Here is a 19,038-nt window from a genome sequence, read left to right as displayed (position 1 = left end):
ATAATGTTCAGAAAACTTCCGGGGGATATTCCTCGTTATCAAATAATCCCAAAAATAGTGAAAAAACCCCCTAGAAAGAGGGTCTTCTGATCATAAAAGCGGAAGCGCCTTGATTAGCCCCGACAAGCACTAGATGGTCTGTCGATGAAGACGTTCGTTGACATCATCGGCAGAATAGCAGCAATCTCGAGGGGCTAGACGCTGATACTATACATGCATTACACTTCTAATATTTCTTTTTCTTTGTCTTTTGTGATTTGATCGATTTTTTGAATGAATTCATCAGTAAGCTTTTGAACATCATCAGAATAGCCACGAAGTGCATCTTCTGTAATTTCACCATTCTTCTCAAGCTTCTTCAAAGAATCATTGGCATCACGTCGAATATTACGAAGTGCAACCTTTGCTTCTTCAGATTCTTTTTTAACTACTTTAACGAGTTCTTTCCGGCGTTCCTCTGTCAATTGAGGAATTGCAATTCGAATAACCTGACCATCGTTGGTAGGATTTATTCCTAAATCAGATTTTAAGATTGCCTTTTCAATTTCACTAAGAATTGATTTATCATATGGTTGAATTACGAGTAGTCTAGCTTCAGGAGTTGTGATACCTGCCATTTGATTTACAGGAGTAGGTGCGCCATAATAATCAACCGTAATCCGGTCAAGTAAAGAAGCACTTGCTCTCCCAGCTCGGATGCTAGCAAGTTCGCGAGTATATGACTGAATAGCTTTTGTCATACGATCTTTTGTAGAAGAGATGACTTGTTTTGGCATTAATTTTTCCCCCTAACGATAGTTCCAATTTTTTCACCCATAACGGCTTTTTTAATATTGCCTTGTTCCATAATTGAGAAAACAATTAGTGGAATATCATTATCCATACATAAGGAAGATGCTGTTGAGTCCATGACAGCTAACCCTTCTTTAATCACATCTAAGAATGTTAGATCTTCATATTTAGTGGCATTTGCGTCGATACGAGGGTCTGCCGAATAGACACCATCGACATTATTTTTTGCCATTAATATAACCTCAGCATCAATTTCTGCTGCTCGCAGTGCAGCTGTTGTATCAGTTGAGAAATAAGGATTACCTGTTCCAGCAGCAAAAATAACGACACGTTGCTTCTCTAAATGTCTAATGGCACGACGTCTAATATACGGTTCAGCGACCTGACGCATTTCTATTGAGGTTTGTACACGTGATTCAATTCCTAAGTGCTCCAAACTATCTTGAAGTGCTAAAGAATTCATTACAGTTGCAAGCATCCCCATATAATCGGCAGTTGCTCTGTCCATACCCATTTCACTTCCGATTTTCCCGCGCCAAATATTGCCGCCGCCAACAACCACAGCTACCTCTACCCCAAGTTCTGCAATTTCTTTTACTTGAATGGCAATCGATTTGATAACTGAAGGTTTAATTCCAAAGCTCGATTCACCAGCAAGTGCTTCTCCGCTCAATTTTAATACCACGCGTTTGTACTTAGGACCGCTCATATAAACCTCCATTATGTAATTTATAACTTAGTTAGCTTGAAAAATAGGGAACACACCGTGTTCCCTATTTAAAAACCTATACAGTAACATTCCCTTAAAACTTGTTCGATTTTAAGCTAGAGAATATTTGACTATTGTTTATTTACTTGGTTCATAACTTCTTCTGCGAAGTTATCTTCACGTTTTTCGATGCCTTCCCCTACTTCGTAGCGTACGAATTCACGTAATGTTGCACCTTTGGATTCAACAAATTGACGTACTTTTTGATCAGGGTTTTTAACAAAAGTTTGATCAAGGACACATACATCTTCAAAATATTTTCCAAGACGACCTTCCACCATTTTCGCAACGATGTTTTCAGGTTTGCCTTCGTTAAGAGCTTGTTGTGTTAATACTTGACGCTCACGTTCAATTTCCTCTTGTGATACTTGGTCACGAGAAACGTATTTTGGTCTGAGTGCTGTAATGTGCATAGAAATATCTTTAGCAGCATCGGCATCTGTAGTGCCTTCAAGAACTGTTAGCACGCTGATGCGTCCACCCATATGAAGGTAAGCACCAAATGCATCATTTTCTGTTTTTGATACTACAGCAAAACGGCGAAGTGATAATTTTTCACCAATTTTAGCAATCGCAGCGTTGATGTGTTCCTCAACGATTGCCCCATTTTCCATTTTTTGAGCAGAAGCTTCTTCAACTGTTTCTGGTTTGTTTTTAAGAAGATGCTGTGCCAGTTCCTTTACAAGAGTTTGGAACCCTTCATTTTTCGCAACGAAGTCAGTTTCAGAGTTTACTTCAAGAATAACTGCATCATTACCTTCTGTTAAAATGGATGTTAACCCTTCAGCAGCAACTCGATCGGCTTTCTTTGCCGCTTTTGCAATCCCTTTTTCACGTAAATAATCAATTGCTTTTTCCATATCACCATTTGTTTCTGTTAATGCTTTTTTGCAATCCATCATTCCAGCGCCAGTTTTTTCACGTAATTCTTTAACCATTTGAGCAGTAACTGCCATAATTTTCTTCCTCCTTTAATTCTATGTACTATACTCATATCTTAGCCATTGAAATCTAAGATAAACATTCTTTAGCCCGACAACCGACGGGTTTTTTTCGAATAGGAAAGTAACTTGCAGAAATTGATTAGAAACTGCCTATCGGCATAAGTTTAACTGAACCTCTGTCTTCGCCTAATGGCAAGTTTTCTTTAAAAAAAGGTGATAAAGGGTCTCCCTCTTATCACCTTTTTTAGTTCACTAAATTGTCCAGCTTCATCGCTTAGCCCCGCTCGAGATCATAAGCCAATCACTGCGAAAGACAAAAAAGCCTCCCGTAGTACATGTCATATGCTGGCTGTGCAAGGCGATTCCGCTTTTCTATTTAAGCTTCTACTTGCACTTCTTCGCCTTGTTTTGCTTCAAGGATGGCATCAGCCATTTTACCAGTTAAAAGCTTAACCGCGCGAATCGCATCGTCATTCGCTGGAATAACTACATCGATTTCGTCTGGATCACAGTTTGTATCAACGATACCAACAATAGGAATGTTTAATTTCTTCGCTTCAGCAACTGCGATACGCTCTTTACGAGGGTCAATGATGAAAAGTGCGTCAGGAAGCTGTTTCATGTCTTTGATTCCGCCTAGGAATTTTTCAAGACGTTCTTGTTCTTTCTTCAATTGTACTACTTCTTTCTTAGGTAGTACTTCGAAAGTACCGTCTTCTGACATTCTTTCGATATCTTTTAAGCGGCCGATACGCTTTTGAATTGTTTCAAAGTTTGTTAATGTACCACCTAACCAGCGTTGGTTAACATAGTACATACCAGAACGGCCTGCTTCTTCTTTAACAGAATCTTGAGCTTGTTTCTTTGTACCAACAAAAAGAACTGTTCCGCCGTTGCCAGCAAGTTCCTTCACCCAGTTATAAGCTTCTTCAACCTTTTTAACTGTTTTTTGAAGGTCGATAATGTAGATACCGTTACGCTCAGTGAAGATATATTTCTTCATCTTAGGGTTCCAACGGCGAGTTTGGTGTCCGAAATGTACACCAGCTTCAAGCAATTGCTTCATTGAAATAACTGACATGTTTTTTTCCTCCTAATGGTTTGTTTTCCTCCGCTTATCTCATTTTTAAACAGAAACTGTTAATAACAGCACCGTCTGTTTAAATCAATAAGCGTGTGTATTAACACCATGAAATACTATAGCATAAGTAAACTTAACAATCAAGCGCTATACTTTAAGAAAAATAAAAAATCCCCAGATAAACTGGAGATTTATATTTTTACTTAGTTCTTAGTTTATCAAGTTCAACAAGAAACTTATCATTTAAGACTTTAATATACGTTCCTTTCATACCTAGGGAGCGCGATTCAATTACCCCAGCACTCTCAAGCTTTCTTAGAGCATTGACAATAACTGAACGTGTAATACCAACGCGATCAGCAATTTTTGAAGCAACTAGCAGTCCTTCATGACCATTAAGCTCTTCAAAAATATGCTCAATGGCTTCTAGTTCACTATAAGACAATGAACTAATGGCCATTTGAACAACCGCTTTGCTTCTAGCTTCTTCTTCAATCTCTTCTGCTTTTTCACGTAAAATCTCCATGCCAACTACAGTTGCACCATATTCTGCAAGGATTAAATCATCATCTTGGAATTTTTCTTGTAATCTTGCAAGGATTAAGGTGCCAAGACGTTCTCCACCACCAATAATAGGAACAATTGTTGTCAATCCTTCACGGAATAATTCTCTATTTTCCACAGGAAAAGCAGTATATTGGCTTTCAATATCAAGATTTGATGAAGTTTCTTGAATATTAAATAAGCCTTTTGTATATTCTTCCGGAAATTGACGGTCTTCAAACATTTTTTTCATTCTTTCGTTTTCAATTTGTTGATAAATTGAAAAACCTAGAAGTTTTCCGCGGCGGCTGACAATGTAAACATTTGCTTCAATTGTTTCACTTAATGTTTCTGACATTTCTTTGAAGTTTACTGGCTTTCCTGCAGCTTTTTGCAATAATACATTAATTTTTCTTGTTTTTGTAAGTAAATCCATCGTGTTTCTTCCTCCTAATTAACTACAAACATTATTAAATTTAAAAAGCTATTACAATCATTTTCGACGTATTAGGTCATTTAAGGAACGATGTTTCCAAAAAATTTAAGATTAAACAACTGTTCCTAAAGAATAAACTGGGATAAATCTTTATTTTTTGATATAGCACCAAGTTTATCATCGACATACTGCGGTGTAATCGTGATTTTCTCCATTGAAATATCCGGTGCTTCAAAAGATAAGTCCTCTAAAAGCTTTTCTAATATAGTATGGAGTCGTCTGGCACCAATATTGTCTGTATTTTGATTCACTTCGAATGCTATTTCAGCAATTCTACGAATAGCATCGTCAGAAAATTCAATTTGTATACCTTCTGTTTCCAATAATGCTTGATATTGCTTTATTAAAGCGTTATCTGGCTCGATTAAGATTCTGAAAAAGTCTTCCACAGTCAATTTCGTTAGTTCCACCCGAATCGGGAATCGGCCTTGAAGTTCAGGTATTAAATCAGATGGTTTAGCCATATGAAACGCCCCAGCAGCGATAAATAAAATATGATCGGTTTTAATCGAACCATATTTCGTAACTACTGTCGAACCTTCAACAACCGGTAAAATATCCCTTTGAACACCTTCTCTCGAAACATCTGCTGAAGAGCCTCCAGAATTCTTGCTTGCAATTTTATCGATTTCATCAATAAAGATAATCCCATTTTGTTCCGCGCGATAAACGGCTTCTGATGTAACCTCATCCATGTCAATCAGTTTTGCAGCTTCTTCATTTGTTAACACTTTCCTTGCTTCATGAACGGTTAATTTTCTTTTCTTCCGCTTTTTCGGCATAAAGCTGCTCAGAGCATCCTGCATGTTCATACCCATTTGTTCAATACCAGAACCTTGGAGCATATCAAACATAGAAGGCGTTTGCTCCTCAACCTCTACGGTAACAATTTCATCCTCCAACTGACCAAGAGCAAGTTTCTCTTTAATAATCTTTCGTTTTTCTTGAATAGAGTAATCTTCCTGCTGCGTCTCAGGTTCAGCATTAGAATTTCCTCCTCCAAACAACATTTCGAGTGGGTTTTTATAGTTCGTCGATTTTTTTGCAGATGGAACAAGTAAATCTACAAGCCTTCCATTTGCATTTTCCTCGGCCCGCTCCTTTACACTTTGCATCCGGTCCTCTTTCACTAATCGAACAGAGGTTTCGGCTAAATCTCTAACCATTGATTCAACATCACGGCCAACATAGCCTACTTCTGTAAATTTAGTCGCCTCAACCTTAATAAACGGTGCACCAACAAGCTTTGCAATCCTTCTGGCAATTTCCGTTTTACCAACCCCGGTCGGTCCTATCATCAAAATATTTTTAGGAATAATCTCTTCCCGGAGTTTATCATTTAATAAACCCCTTCTGTAACGGTTTCTTAAAGCAACAGCGACCGCTTTCTTTGCATCCTTTTGTCCTATAATATATTGATCAAGTCTTTCGACAATTTGGCGGGGGGTTAAATTGGTTGTTCTACCCATATTTTTCAGTCTCCTTCCCGTTATAGCTCTTCAACGATAATGTTGTGGTTCGTGTATACACAAATTTCTGCAGCTATTTCTAAAGAAGCTTTCGCGATTTCTTTCGCAGATAGATGATCCCCGGCATATTTCTTCAGTGAACGACCTGCCGCCAATGCGTAATTCCCACCAGAGCCAATCGCGAGAATCCCGTCGTCGGGTTCGATGACTTCCCCAGTACCGGAAACAAGAAGCAAGCTTTCACGATTCATTACAATTAACATCGCTTCCAACTTGCGGAGCATTTTATCGTTTCTCCATTCTTTTGCAAGCTCAACAGCTGCTCTTTGGAGATTTCCATTATACTCCTCTAATTTCCCTTCAAACAGTTCAAAAAGAGTAAATGCATCAGCAACTGAACCGGCAAAACCAGCCAATACTTTACCATTAAATATCTTTCTTACCTTTTTTGCAGTGTGCTTCATCACTACTGCATTACCAAATGTAACTTGGCCATCACCAGACATAGAACACTCGCCGTTATGATGAATTGCAAATATTGTTGTTGCATGAAATTGATTCAAACAAATCTTCCTCCTTCAGGAGTAATTTCCGTTTATAAACACAGATGGTATGTAAATAATTGGATCAAGCAGAATCTAGTTCTTCATCAATTACTTGGTATAGATTTGGATAAAACGAAATCAATGAAATCAAGTTGACAATGTTCAATTGTATATTTTGCGTAATTCCTTTTAATTTGTAAACAGAAGATACATAAATTTAATAAAACATTCACATTTATCATACTATTCACTGACAAGGGCTACTAAATCGTATCATACTTCCAATGTCCTTGCAATAAATTTTACAAAACTTTCGCAAAGTTCTGAATTGTCTCTAAAGCTCGATTTGCATGTTGTAAATTCCTTTCCTGCTTTCCTTTTATTTTAACTGGCAGCTCAGGAAACAACCCAAAATTAGCATTCATCGGCTGAAAGTTATCAGGATTTGCTGTAGTAATATAACGTGCCATACTTCCAATAGCTGTTTCCGCCGGAAACTCTACTGTATCCATTCCTTCAACTAACCGTGCTGCATTGATTCCGGCTATTAAACCACTTGCAGCTGATTCTACATATCCCTCAACCCCAGTCATTTGACCGGCAAAAAATAAATCTTCACGATTTTGAAATTGATATGTGGCCTTGAGTACCTTCGGTGAATTAATAAAGGTATTACGGTGCATCACACCATATCGAATGATTTCTGCCTTTTCAAGACCAGGAATCAACTGAATAACTTCCTTTTGGGCACCCCACTTTAAATGTGTCTGAAAACCGACAATATTAAACAGGGTCCCAGCTGCATCATCTTGACGAAGCTGCACAACTGCAAATGGTCTTTTTCCTGTTTTCGGATCCTCTAATCCAACCGGTTTTAACGGTCCAAAAAGCATCGTTTTCTTTCCTCTTGCCGCCATTACTTCAATTGGCATACAGCCTTCAAAAAAGACCTCTTTTTCAAATTCCTTCAATGGTACCGTCTCAGCAGAAATGAGTGCTTCATAAAAACGATTAAACTCTTCCTCTGTCATCGGGCAATTTAAATAAGCAGCTTCTCCTTTATCATAGCGTGACTTCAAATATACTTTTTCCATGTTGATGCTTTCTTTTTCTAGAATTGGTGCTGCTGCATCATAAAAATATAGATAATCTTCACCGGTTAAGTTTTTAAGCTGTGCTGAGAGATCTGGGCTGGTTAGAGGTCCTGTAGCAATAACGGTTGGCCCATCTGGAATTTCGGTGACCTCTTCATTAACAACCGTAACATTTTCATGATTTTTGACCATCTCAGTTACTTTGGCGGCAAATTCATGACGATCAACAGCCAAAGCTCCACCTGCTGGAACGGAACAAGCATCAGCCGCAGCGATAATCACTGAATCAAGCTTTCTCATTTCTTCTTTTAATACCCCAACAGCATTTGTTAACGTATTGGCCCGCAATGAATTACTGCATACCAATTCTGCAAATTTATCTGTATGGTGTGCTGGTGTTTGTTTTACCGGCCGCATCTCATAGAGTCGTACTTTTATGCCACGTTTAGCAATCTGCCATGCTGCTTCACTTCCTGCCAAACCAGCACCAACTACATTTACTGTTATGTCTTTCATTTTGGAACCTCCTGAAATTCTACCTGGAACTTGAGTTAAATACCATTTTGGTTAAACAAGCATTATAAATGTAGCTTTCCCACATTTGAGTCCATCTTGCATTGTACTATACGTATGAAAAAGAAAAAAGTTTTAATTACTTATTTATTTACAAAAATAAAAAGAGTGGAACTTTCCCACTCTTAACTTTGCGGTTCTTCCTTGTAATCACAAGTAACACATTGAACTTGGACGCCTTTTTTTAATTTCTTTTCGACTAGCAGGCCTTCACATTTAGGGCAGGCTCTAGGTAACGGTTTATCCCAAGAAATGAATTCACACTCAGGATATCGGGTGCAGCCGTAAAACAATCTTTTTTTCTTACTCTTTCGTTCAATAATCTGCCCTTCCTTACATGACGGGCAAGTTACACCGATTTCTTTTACAATCGGTTTGGTATTCCGACAATCTGGGAAATTACTACAAGCCATGAATTTTCCGTATCTGCCCATTTTAAAAACCATTGGGTTTCCACAGTTTTCACAATCCTCACCAGCTGGCTCATCTTTGATTTCTACTGACTGCATTTCTTTTTCAGCCTTTTCTACATGCGTCTCGAAATCTTGGTAAAATTCATCAATAATTTGAACCCATGGTACTTTTCCGTCTTCGATATTATCCAATCCCTGTTCCATTTTTACTGTGAACTCCACGTCAATAACGTCAGGGAAAAATTCAAGAATCAACTCATGGACAATTTCACCCAGCTCGGTAGGTATAAATCGTTTATTATCAAGCGCAACATAGCCCCGTTTTTGAATTGTATCCAAGGTTGGTGCATATGTAGAAGGGCGACCAATTCCAAGCTCCTCCAGTGTTTTGACAAGTCTTGCTTCTGTGTAACGTGGAGGAGGCTGTGTAAAGTGCTGTTTTGGATCAATATCCTTTTTAAACACTTCATCTCCTTCTTTGAGATCTGGAAGCATTTTTTCAGGTCCATCTTCTTGGTCATCTGACCCTTCAACATATAGCTTCATAAAGCCTGGAAACTTAATTTTAGAGCCGGTCGCACGGAACAGTACATTTCCATTCTGTAAATCCACACTCATCGTATCCATAATTGCCTGTGCCATTTGACTTGCTAAAAAACGCTCCCAAATTAATTTGTACAAACGGAACTGATCACGTGATAGAAATTCTTTTAAGCTGTTGGGATCTCTTAATGGACTTGTAGGACGAATTCCTTCATGGGCATCCTGTGCATTCGTTTTCTTTTTTTCTTTTCTTTGTTCATTCTTTAGAAAGTTCTCACCATATTCCGCTTTTATATAGTTAGCGGCCTCTGCCTGCGCAACCTCTGAAATTCGAGTGGAATCAGTTCTCATATACGTAATGAGACCAATTGTTCCTTCTTTCCCAAGTTCGATTCCTTCGTATAACTGCTGTGCAAGCATCATCGTTTTTTTGGCCCGGAAGTTCAGCTTTCTGGCTGCTTCTTGCTGTAAGGAGGATGTGATAAAAGGCAGTGCCGGGTTTCTACGACGCTCTTTTTTCGTCACAGAAATCACTTTGAACTTATCTTCTGTCAGTTGCCCTAAAATAGCCTGAACGTCTTGTTCTGACTTAAGCTCGTTTTTATCATTGCCAACCAAAGAATGGAAATTGGCATTGAATTGATCTTTTCCCTTTATAAATTCACCTTCAATTGTCCAATATTCTTCAGGTGTAAACGCTTTTATCTCTTTTTCCCTATCAATAATCAATCGAACTGCAACGGATTGAACACGTCCTGCGCTTAAGCCTTTTTTCACCTTCTTCCAAAGAATCGGGCTAATATTATAGCCTACGAGCCGGTCTAAAATCCTGCGTGCCTGCTGAGCATCAACAAGATCCATATTAATTGGACGAGGATGCTTGAATGATTCTTTTATAGCATCCTTTGTGATTTCATTAAAAACAACACGGCAATCTGAGTTAATGTCAACATCTAAACTGTGCGCTAAATGCCAGGCAATTGCTTCCCCTTCACGATCCGGGTCGGCCGCGAGATAAACTTTTTTTGCCTTTTTGGCCGCTGTTTTTAATTCCTTTAAAACAGGGCCTTTCCCGCGGATTGTAATATATTTTGGCTCAAAGTTATTTTCTTTATATACACCCATCTGACTCCGTGGCAAATCACGAACATGCCCCATCGAAGCTTTTACTTTATATTTATTTCCTAAGTATCGTTCTATTGTTTTCGCTTTTGCTGGGGATTCAACGATTACAAGAAATTCTGCCATTCAAATATCCTCCTTAAGAGGGAAAGTGTGAAAGCGCCTCGAATACGGCAAAAGCCTATTTCTAAGATGCTTACCATTTGAGAAGTTTTCCTAAATTCCAGTTTTAACAATTTTAACTGGAGAAAATACTTTACAAAACTGCCTTATCCCAAAAATTTTAATTATATGTTTATTACAATAGTATTTATTCATTTTTGATATATTCTTTTTTTCGAACATCTGTTGGAAAATGTATAACATAATAGAAATTTTTGCAACCTTTTTTAGCTAATTTCTCCATTTAATCGAAAAAACCTGCAAAAATAACAATTTTTATTCTTAAGTTTTTAATTTTACATAGAGTTTAATCTTATTTCTTCCAAAATATCCTCAGCCCTTGTAACAAGCTTTGCCCCTTGCTGAATTAAATCATTTGCTCCAATGGAATATGGATTAAAAATACTTCCAGGCAACGAAAATACATCACGACCTTCGTTGACGGCATAATTGGCCGTGATGAGCGAACCGCTTTTTCGCTTTGCTTCTATAATAAACGTTCCGGCCGCTAAACCGCTAATGATTCGATTTCGTGCGGGAAAATGCCATCTAAGCGGCTTGGTATCTGGGGGATACTCGGATATTACAAGCTGTGTTTTCATTAATTCAAGTGCAAGACTCATATTTTCTTTTGGGTAGATATGATAAAAACCGCCTGCAATAACAGCGATTGTTTTACCGCCATTTTTTATCGCATATTCATGTGCCAGGGTATCTATTCCCTTTGCTAAACCACTCACAATGAGAACACCATTATCTATTAACTTAGGAAAAATTAACTTAATCGCATTTTTTCCGTATTGTGTTGCTTGACGAGAGCCAACAACTGCAAGTTTCGGCTCTTTTTCAAGAAGCGATAAATCCCCCTTCAGAAATAAAGCCCATGGCGGCTGGTAGATTTCTTTTAAGTACTTTGGATATTCATTATCGAAAATAGTAATCATAGTAATATCATTGGTTTCGTATTGACGGATTTGTTCGTGAATAAGGTCAGGATGTAGAGGAATGATAGAAGATTTATCCAAAGCGTTATCGTGGTTTACTTGTGGAAATAAGGAAATTTGATGAGATGACTGAGGTTGGGTCCGGTACAAGGACTGAAGTGTTGGATCCTTTTTTAGCATTTGATACACAGTATTCCATGAGATATTTGGGTAATGAAGCAAATGAATCAGTTTTTCTTTAAAGTCATCCATTATTCATTCTCCTTTTTTATAGTACGAGAAATAGCCCCTCAACTATGAGGGACTATCAGTAACCATCATGATGTGTATATTAGTGGGTCTTACACTTTTCATATAGACCTTGCTCTTTCAAAACTTCAATCAGTGTTTCACCCATTACAGATGGGGTATCCGCTACTTTAATGCCGCATTCATTCATGATGCGGATTTTTTCGTCTGCAGTACCCTTTCCGCCAGAGATAATGGCACCAGCGTGGCCCATACGTTTTCCTGGAGGTGCTGTACGTCCGCCGATAAAACCAACAACAGGTTTTGTCATGTTTGCTTTAACCCATTCAGCTGCTTCTTCTTCAGCAGTACCGCCAATTTCCCCAATCATAATCACTGCGTATGTTTCAGGATCTTCATTAAAAGCCTTTAGAACATCAATGAAGTTAGTTCCATTAACTGGGTCACCGCCAATACCAACTGCAGTTGTTTGACCAAGTCCTGCTTGTGTTAGTTGGTGTACAGCTTCATATGTTAATGTTCCTGAGCGGGAAACTACCCCAACATGTCCTTTTGTATGGATGTAGCCTGGCATAATACCAATTTTACATTCATCAGCAGTAATAACACCTGGACAGTTTGGACCTACAAGACGGGTCTTTTTGCCTTCCATGTAACGTTTTACTTTCACCATATCTAATACAGGAATATGCTCTGTAATACAAATAACAAGATCTAATTCTGCATCAACAGCTTCGATAATAGAATCTGCTGCAAATGGTGCCGGGACATATATAACAGATGCATTTGCACCAGTTACTTCAACGGCTTCCTTTACCGTATTGAAAACAGGTACACCTTCAACTTCCTGACCTTTTTTCCCAGGAGATGTACCACCAACAATTTTGGTGCCATATTCAAGCATTTGTTTTGTATGAAAACGGGCTGTTCCGCCTGTTATCCCTTGAACAATAACCTTAGTATCTTTATTAATAAAAACGCTCACGTTAATTCCCCTTTCTTGTCAATCCTATTTCACTAATGAAACGATTTTTTGTGCGCCGTCAGCCATGGATTCTGCAGCAATAATTTCAACGCTTGACTCGGCTAAGATTTTCTTACCTAAATCAACGTTTGTTCCCTCTAAGCGAACAACAAGTGGAACACTTAGTCCAACCTGCTTAGCTGCTTCGACTACACCCTCAGCAATGACATCACACTTCATGATTCCACCAAAAATATTGACAAAAATACCTTTTACGTTTGAATCAGAAAGGATAATTTTAAACGCTTCTGTAACCTTTTCTGCTGTCGCACCGCCCCCAACATCTAAGAAGTTTGCAGGGTCGCCACCGTAATGTTTAATGATATCCATCGTTGACATGGCAAGTCCGGCACCATTAACCATACAGCCAATATTTCCATCTAAAGCTACATAGCTCAAATCATATTTTGATGCTTCAATTTCCTTTACATCTTCTTCTTCATGGTCACGGTACGCTAATACATCTTTTTGACGATACAATGCATTTGAGTCGAAGTTTAATTTTGCATCAAGTGCCATTACTTTTCCGTCTCCTGTAACTACAAGCGGGTTAATTTCGGCAATTGAACAATCCATTTCGATATAAGCATTGTATAAGCCCATCATAAACTTAACAGCTTGATTAATAAGTTCATTTGGTATATTGATATTAAAAGCAATACGGCGTGCTTGGAATGCCTGTAAGCCAATTGCAGGATCGATTTCTTCTTTAAAAATTTTCTCCGGAGTTTTTGCAGCTACTTCTTCAATTTCCGTACCGCCTTCTTCAGATGCCATTAAAACAACACGTGAAGTGGCACGATCTAGTACTAAACCAACATAGTATTCTTTTTTGATGTCACAGCCTTCTTCGATAAGTAAACGTTTCACTTCTTTACCTTCAGGCCCTGTTTGGTGAGTTACCAATGTTTTTCCAAGGATTTCATTTGCATATGTACGAACCTCTTCAAGGTTTTTGGCAACTTTAACACCGCCGGCTTTCCCCCGTCCACCAGCATGGATTTGTGCTTTTACAACACAAACCTGTGTGCCTAGTTCTTTCGCCGCCTCAACTGCTTCTTCAACAGTGAATGCCACTTTTCCGTTAGGAACCGCTACCCCGTAATTTCTGAGGATCTCTTTCCCTTGATACTCATGGATATTCATTTCCCATCCTCCTATCAAACTCTTTTAGTAAAACTTGGCGTTCGCCAAGTCTTTTTTTGGCGAATGCCGTAGTTTTTCTTATGCGCAGGAAGAAAGTATAAAATTTTGAATAGTTTATACTTTCTAACCAGCCAAAAAATTGACTCCGTTTTCATTTTATATAATGACACATACCTTGTCTACCATTAAGCAAAAAAATTATATCCATCTTTAAAAAATTCAGAATAATACATTAATAAAATTCGTTTTACAAAGGGTTTTGATAACTGATTTTATTTTTTACAATAATAAAAAACAGGCTCAAAACCTGTTTTTTATTGTAAAATATAATCTTTGACTGGCGCGAAGCTTTTTCGATGGCAGGAAGTAATCCCATGCTGTTTTATTGCTTCTATATGTTCCTTCGTGCCGTACCCCATATTTTGCTGAAAACCGTAGGCTGGATAGCTTAACGAAATCTCTTTCATCAGTTGATCTCTTGCTACCTTTGCAACAATCGAAGCTGCCGCGATAGAGACACTTATTGCATCCCCTTTAATAATAGATTCTGTTGGATAAGGGGTATCGAGCTTCATCGCGTCAATCAGCAACAAATCCGGCTTTGGATTTAGTAAGGCGATAGCCGCTTTCATTGCCTTTTTTGTCGCTTCATAAATATTAATCTCATCAATTTCAATTGCATGAATCATCGAAACGCTAAAAGCCAGTGCTTCCCTTCTAATGATTTCATCGAATTCCTGACGTTTTTTTTCTGAAAGCTTTTTCGAATCATCCAGACCGGCTAAGTAAAAATCCTCTGGCAAAATAACAGCTGCTGCCACAACTGGACCTGCAAGCGGACCTCTTCCGACTTCATCGACACCGGCAATCAATTCAAATCCTTGAGATCGCCATTTCTTTTCATATGCGCTCATCTCATTGAATTTTTCCTTTAATCGTCTGTTCTCTTCCATTTGCTTATGCCATTTATGTACCAACTTTTGAACACCCTTGCGCTCATCTTGAAGGATATGTAACAAAAATGGATCATTTTCTGACATAATATTTTCTAATTGTCGTTCAATTTCTGCAATAGTTTGTACCTTCATTTATTTCACCCGTTGTAATGATACCCTGGTATCATAGTAAATTCAATACACAAAAAATAGCACACAAAATTCATTTCGAATTTGTGTGCTGGTTCTATCGAGTTATTATTAAGAAACAATTAGGTCTTTCAGTTTAACTGTGCTGCTACTTCCAAAAATTTCTTGTTCCAGTCTTCTGCCAGTCGGAGTTGCGGCAAGGCCGCCTTCTGCGGTTTCCCTCAATGAAGATGGCATTGCTTGGCCAATTAAGAACATGGCATTAATGACTTCATCACAAGGGATTCTGCTTGAAATTCCAGCAAGTGCCATATCTGCTGCAGTAATAGCATTAGAGGCACCCATTGCATTCCGTTTTACACAAGGAACTTCAACTAATCCTGCAACAGGATCACATACTAATCCCAGCATATTCTTCAAGGTGATGGCCATCGCCTCTGATGCCTGCTGTGGTGAGCCGCCAGCCATTTCTACAATCGCAGCTGCTGCCATACCACTTGCAGAGCCTACTTCAGCCTGACATCCACCTGCAGCACCGGAAATAGAGGCATTATTGGCGACTACAAAACCAAATGCAGCTGCGGTAAACAAGAATTCAATCATTTCCTCGCGGGTTGGATTCAATTTTTCTTTTACAGCAAATAATGTTCCTGGTACCACACCTGCAGAACCTGCAGTTGGTGTTGCACAAATAACACCCATTGCGGCATTCACTTCATTAGTGGCCACTGCTTTACTGACAGCATCTAGTAAAATCGTACCTCCAATAGCTTTACCGCTTTTAATATAGTTTTGGAGCATCACCGCATCCCCACCCGTTAGTCCGGTATGTGAAAAGACACCATTAAGACCTCTTTCCACCGCTTGTTCCATCACGGTTAAATTGGTTTCCATTTTCGCAATTACTTCTTCTCTAGTAAGACCTGATACTTCTATTTCCTGTCGGATCATGATCTCCGCTATTTTTACTTGATTAGTTTCTGCAAGTCGAACCAGTTCTGCTACATTTCGAAACATGATCACACCCCCTGCTGTTTGTTAATCTATTTATTCAACCATACGAATTATTTGTGATACATTTGAAAGATTTTTTAATTCATCAATAACAATTTCTTCAATTTTCTGATCGACTTCAATAACCATTAAAGCCATTTCACCTTTTTCTAACCGTGATACTTCCATATGACCAATGTTTATTTCATATTTTGATAATACACTTGTAACGGCAGAAATAATGCCAAATCGATCCTGATGAACAACCAGAATTGCAGGGTGTTCTCCAGAAAGCTTTAATGGAAAGGAATTTAATTCAGTGATTTCAATAGTTCCACCGCCTATTGAAATCCCTACCATTTCAAGTTCGTTTTCCTCATCAAATAAATTAATTTTGACGGTATTTGGATGCTCTGTTACAGCCTCTTCAGTACGAAAAACTACATTTAAACCCGCTTCTTTTGCTATCTCTAAAGACCTTGGCATTCTTTCATCAAATGTATCCAAATTCAAAAGTCCGGCCACAATGGCGAAATCTGTTCCGTGTCCCATATACGTTTTGGCAAATGAACCGTATAATGAGATGATTGCTTTCTTCGGCAGTCCTCCGAATAAGGTCCTAGCGACCCTGCCAATACGTGCTGCACCTGCTGTATGAGAGCTTGATGGCCCAATCATAACTGGACCAATAATATCAAATGCTGATCGATATTTCATTCAAATACTCCTTTTATCTAGTGAGTTATTTTCTTTGTCGTATAATCTTATCAATTTATTTTACGAGAATTACATCAAAGTGACCATAAATAATTGCTGGTAAATGTCCTTGTCCTTCTTTTTTAAAAAGATATGAAAACGATTACAACATCTCGACCATAAAAATATATCAAATATTTACTAGATTTAAAATAACATTTTCTAAACAGGGAATACTTTTTTAATTAATTACTGTGGTATATAAAAGAAGCTCCCCATTGTGGAGAGCTTTGGTTGGTCATTCTTCTTTTTCGGTCATAATGTCAGCTGGCCGTTCAAATGTAAGGCGGCCAAATTTTTCCGACCTTATTTCCCTTACGACCAATTCAGACACCTTGTCATAATCGACGATTCCACCTGCCATTAAGCAGCCGCGAAGTACTCCTATTTGATCGAACATTTCAACAACGTTTTCCGGTAGGGAATCAAGTTGATAACGTTCTTTCAAACGCTCAGGATATTCACGTTCCAAAAATCTTAGAGAGTAAACAGTTAGGTCTTGCAGGTTTAACAATGTATCTTTAATTGCCCCTGTAATCGCCAGTTTCATACCGACCTCTTGATCCTCAAATTTCGGCCATAAAATCCCCGGTGTATCCAACAATTCCATTTCTTTGCCAACTTTTATCCACTGTTGTGCCTTTGTTACCCCGGGAGTATTTCCTGTTTTGGCGATATTTTTTTTAGCGAGACGGTTAATGAGTGTTGATTTTCCTGCGTTTGGGATGCCGACAATCATCGCCCTAATTGCTCTTGGTTTCACACCTTTTGCTTTTAAACGATCAAATTTCTCTTTAAGTATCTCATGTGAGGCTTGGACAATATTTTTCATTCCTTCTCCAGCTTGAGAATTAATCGCGAGTGCTTTAATACCTTTTTCTGCAAAATAGGCAATCCATTCTTTTGTTGCAGCCTTGTCTGCCATATCCGCTTTATTTAATAAGACCAACCTTGGTTTATGCTGAATAATTTCGTCAATCATCGGATTTCTTGAGGAATACGGAATTCTTGCATCCACCAATTCAAAAATAATATCAACTAGTTTTAATTTTTCCGTGACCTCTCTGCGAGCCTTTGCCATATGACCAGGAAACCATTGGATCGTCAAAGCAGCCACCTCCTAATTCTATTTCACTTTAACAATATGAGCGTCTTTAACCGGCCAGTAGACCATATTTGTTTTACCAATTACTTTGCTCATTGGAATCGTTCCAATATGCCGGCTGTCTTTACTAAAGCGGCGGTTATCTCCCATAACGAACAATTCACCTTCTGGTACCGTTTTACGGCCAACAGCGGTTTCTTCCAATTTAAACGAGTAAGTTAAAGGACCTTCAGCCTGTTTTTTATATTTATCCAAATAAGGCTCTTCATACGCTTTTCCATTTACATATAGCGTATCATCCTTATACTCAATCGTGTCACCAGGAAGTCCGATCACACGCTTTATGTAATCCTTTTTCTCAGGAGCATGAAAAACGATGATATCAAATCGCTTTGGCTCACCAATTTCATAACTTAATTTATTAACTATCATACGATCCTGATCTTTTAATGTTGGCATCATCGATAAGCCATCCACTACTATTGGAGCAAAAAGAAAATATCGGATGACTGCTGCCAGCGCTACCGCAATCAATAGGGCTTTCGTCCATTCCCATAGTTCATTCTTCTTTTTTGTCATACAATCCCCACCAATCACTTATAAAAAATGTTTTATAATGCTTATTTTACATAACTTAAACATATTTAACACGATGGGCTAAAATTTTTTAATCAAACTTTAATATTTTGTTTAAAAATCAGCAACAATTGAATCAGTTCAATAAATATAATTTACAATCAATTGATTTGATATGTAATAAAAAAGAGCCTGCTCCCAGGCAAGCTCTTTTCTTTTCATATTAGCGGATCTCTTTAATTCTTGCTTTTTTACCGCGAAGGTTACGCAAGTAGTAAAGCTTAGCACGGCGAACTTTACCGCGGCGAATTACTTCAAGCTTCGCAATTTTTGGTGTGTGTACTGGGAAAGTACGCTCAACGCCTACTCCGTAAGAAATTTTACGAACAGTAAAAGTTTCGCTAATTCCACCACCACGACGCTTAATCACTACACCTTCAAATAACTGAATACGCTCGCGAGTACCCTCGACAACTTTAACGTGAACACGTACAGTATCACCAGGACGGAACGCAGGAAGATCAGAACGAAGTTGTTCTTTTGTGATTTCTTCGATTAATTTATGCATCGTTTTCAACTCCTTCCAACAGATGCTCATGCACATCTACTACCTA

18 protein-coding genes are annotated in these 19,038 nt (G+C 38.4%); all 18 read right to left on the bottom strand.

Annotated elements, in window-relative coordinates; all coding sequences use genetic code 11:
- Window positions 1-218 precede the first annotated feature (218 nt).
- Window positions 219-776 (bottom strand): ribosome recycling factor, encoded by a 558-nt coding sequence (gene frr, locus QNH20_RS09465; protein WP_283922636.1) that lies wholly within the window; start codon window positions 774-776, stop codon window positions 219-221.
- Window positions 776-1,501, bottom strand: coding sequence for a UMP kinase (gene pyrH / locus QNH20_RS09460; RefSeq protein ID WP_283922635.1), 726 nt, complete (start codon window positions 1,499-1,501; stop codon window positions 776-778). The genes frr and pyrH overlap by 1 nt, the downstream gene beginning before the upstream one ends.
- A gap of 131 nt (window positions 1,502-1,632) precedes the next feature.
- On the bottom strand, window positions 1,633-2,517 hold the full coding sequence (gene tsf, locus QNH20_RS09455; RefSeq protein ID WP_283922634.1) for a translation elongation factor Ts: 885 nt from the start codon (window positions 2,515-2,517) through the stop codon (window positions 1,633-1,635).
- A 364-nt stretch (window positions 2,518-2,881) separates the two neighbouring features.
- Entirely contained in the window at window positions 2,882-3,586 is a 705-nt protein-coding gene (rpsB, locus tag QNH20_RS09450) for a 30S ribosomal protein S2 (protein WP_149869592.1), read from the bottom strand.
- 199 nt (window positions 3,587-3,785) lie between these two features.
- Entirely contained in the window at window positions 3,786-4,565 is a 780-nt protein-coding gene (codY, locus tag QNH20_RS09445) for a GTP-sensing pleiotropic transcriptional regulator CodY (protein ID WP_283922633.1), read from the bottom strand.
- A 125-nt stretch (window positions 4,566-4,690) separates the two neighbouring features.
- The gene (gene hslU, locus QNH20_RS09440; RefSeq protein ID WP_283922632.1) at window positions 4,691-6,094 is read right to left on the bottom strand and encodes an ATP-dependent protease ATPase subunit HslU; all 1,404 of its coding nucleotides are present in this window, start codon (window positions 6,092-6,094) and stop codon (window positions 4,691-4,693) included.
- Window positions 6,095-6,114: 20 nt separating this feature from the next.
- The gene (gene hslV / locus QNH20_RS09435) at window positions 6,115-6,657 is read right to left on the bottom strand and encodes an ATP-dependent protease subunit HslV (RefSeq protein WP_283922631.1); all 543 of its coding nucleotides are present in this window, start codon (window positions 6,655-6,657) and stop codon (window positions 6,115-6,117) included.
- 284 nt (window positions 6,658-6,941) lie between these two features.
- Window positions 6,942-8,249, bottom strand: a complete 1,308-nt coding sequence (trmFO, locus tag QNH20_RS09430; protein ID WP_283922630.1) for an FADH(2)-oxidizing methylenetetrahydrofolate--tRNA-(uracil(54)-C(5))-methyltransferase TrmFO — start codon at window positions 8,247-8,249, stop codon at window positions 6,942-6,944.
- A gap of 182 nt (window positions 8,250-8,431) precedes the next feature.
- Window positions 8,432-10,510, bottom strand: a complete 2,079-nt coding sequence (gene topA / locus QNH20_RS09425) for a type I DNA topoisomerase (protein ID WP_283922629.1) — start codon at window positions 10,508-10,510, stop codon at window positions 8,432-8,434.
- A gap of 332 nt (window positions 10,511-10,842) precedes the next feature.
- Window positions 10,843-11,742 carry a DNA-processing protein DprA gene (gene dprA, locus QNH20_RS09420; protein WP_283922628.1) on the bottom strand — a complete coding sequence of 300 codons (900 nt, stop codon included), beginning with the start codon at window positions 11,740-11,742 and terminating at the stop codon, window positions 10,843-10,845.
- A 79-nt stretch (window positions 11,743-11,821) separates the two neighbouring features.
- Window positions 11,822-12,724: a succinate--CoA ligase subunit alpha gene (gene sucD, locus QNH20_RS09415; RefSeq protein WP_283922627.1), complete on the bottom strand. Its 903-nt coding sequence runs from the start codon at window positions 12,722-12,724 to the stop codon at window positions 11,822-11,824.
- Between the two features lie 24 nt (window positions 12,725-12,748).
- Entirely contained in the window at window positions 12,749-13,909 is a 1,161-nt protein-coding gene (sucC, locus tag QNH20_RS09410; protein WP_283922626.1) for an ADP-forming succinate--CoA ligase subunit beta, read from the bottom strand.
- A 314-nt stretch (window positions 13,910-14,223) separates the two neighbouring features.
- Complete coding sequence (locus QNH20_RS09405) at window positions 14,224-14,997, bottom strand: ribonuclease HII (protein ID WP_283922625.1); 774 nt, start codon at window positions 14,995-14,997, stop codon at window positions 14,224-14,226.
- Between the two features lie 108 nt (window positions 14,998-15,105).
- The gene (gene sdaAA, locus QNH20_RS09400) at window positions 15,106-16,011 is read right to left on the bottom strand and encodes an L-serine ammonia-lyase, iron-sulfur-dependent, subunit alpha (protein ID WP_283922624.1); all 906 of its coding nucleotides are present in this window, start codon (window positions 16,009-16,011) and stop codon (window positions 15,106-15,108) included.
- Window positions 16,012-16,041: 30 nt separating this feature from the next.
- Window positions 16,042-16,704 carry an L-serine ammonia-lyase, iron-sulfur-dependent subunit beta gene (gene sdaAB / locus QNH20_RS09395; protein ID WP_283922623.1) on the bottom strand — a complete coding sequence of 221 codons (663 nt, stop codon included), beginning with the start codon at window positions 16,702-16,704 and terminating at the stop codon, window positions 16,042-16,044.
- Between the two features lie 277 nt (window positions 16,705-16,981).
- Window positions 16,982-17,851 (bottom strand): ribosome biogenesis GTPase YlqF, encoded by an 870-nt coding sequence (ylqF, locus tag QNH20_RS09390; RefSeq protein ID WP_283922622.1) that lies wholly within the window; start codon window positions 17,849-17,851, stop codon window positions 16,982-16,984.
- An 18-nt stretch (window positions 17,852-17,869) separates the two neighbouring features.
- Window positions 17,870-18,427 carry a signal peptidase I gene (gene lepB / locus QNH20_RS09385; RefSeq protein ID WP_283922621.1) on the bottom strand — a complete coding sequence of 186 codons (558 nt, stop codon included), beginning with the start codon at window positions 18,425-18,427 and terminating at the stop codon, window positions 17,870-17,872.
- A gap of 220 nt (window positions 18,428-18,647) precedes the next feature.
- On the bottom strand, window positions 18,648-18,992 hold the full coding sequence (gene rplS / locus QNH20_RS09380; RefSeq protein WP_283923381.1) for a 50S ribosomal protein L19: 345 nt from the start codon (window positions 18,990-18,992) through the stop codon (window positions 18,648-18,650).
- Between the last annotated feature and the right edge of the window lie 46 nt (window positions 18,993-19,038).

The sequence above is a fragment of the Neobacillus sp. WH10 genome, assembly GCF_030123405.1.
Classification (GTDB): Bacteria; Bacillota; Bacilli; order Bacillales; family Cytobacillaceae; genus Neobacillus.
The sequence above is the reverse complement of the archived record's forward strand: the minus strand, read 5'-3'. Positions and strand labels throughout refer to the sequence as shown.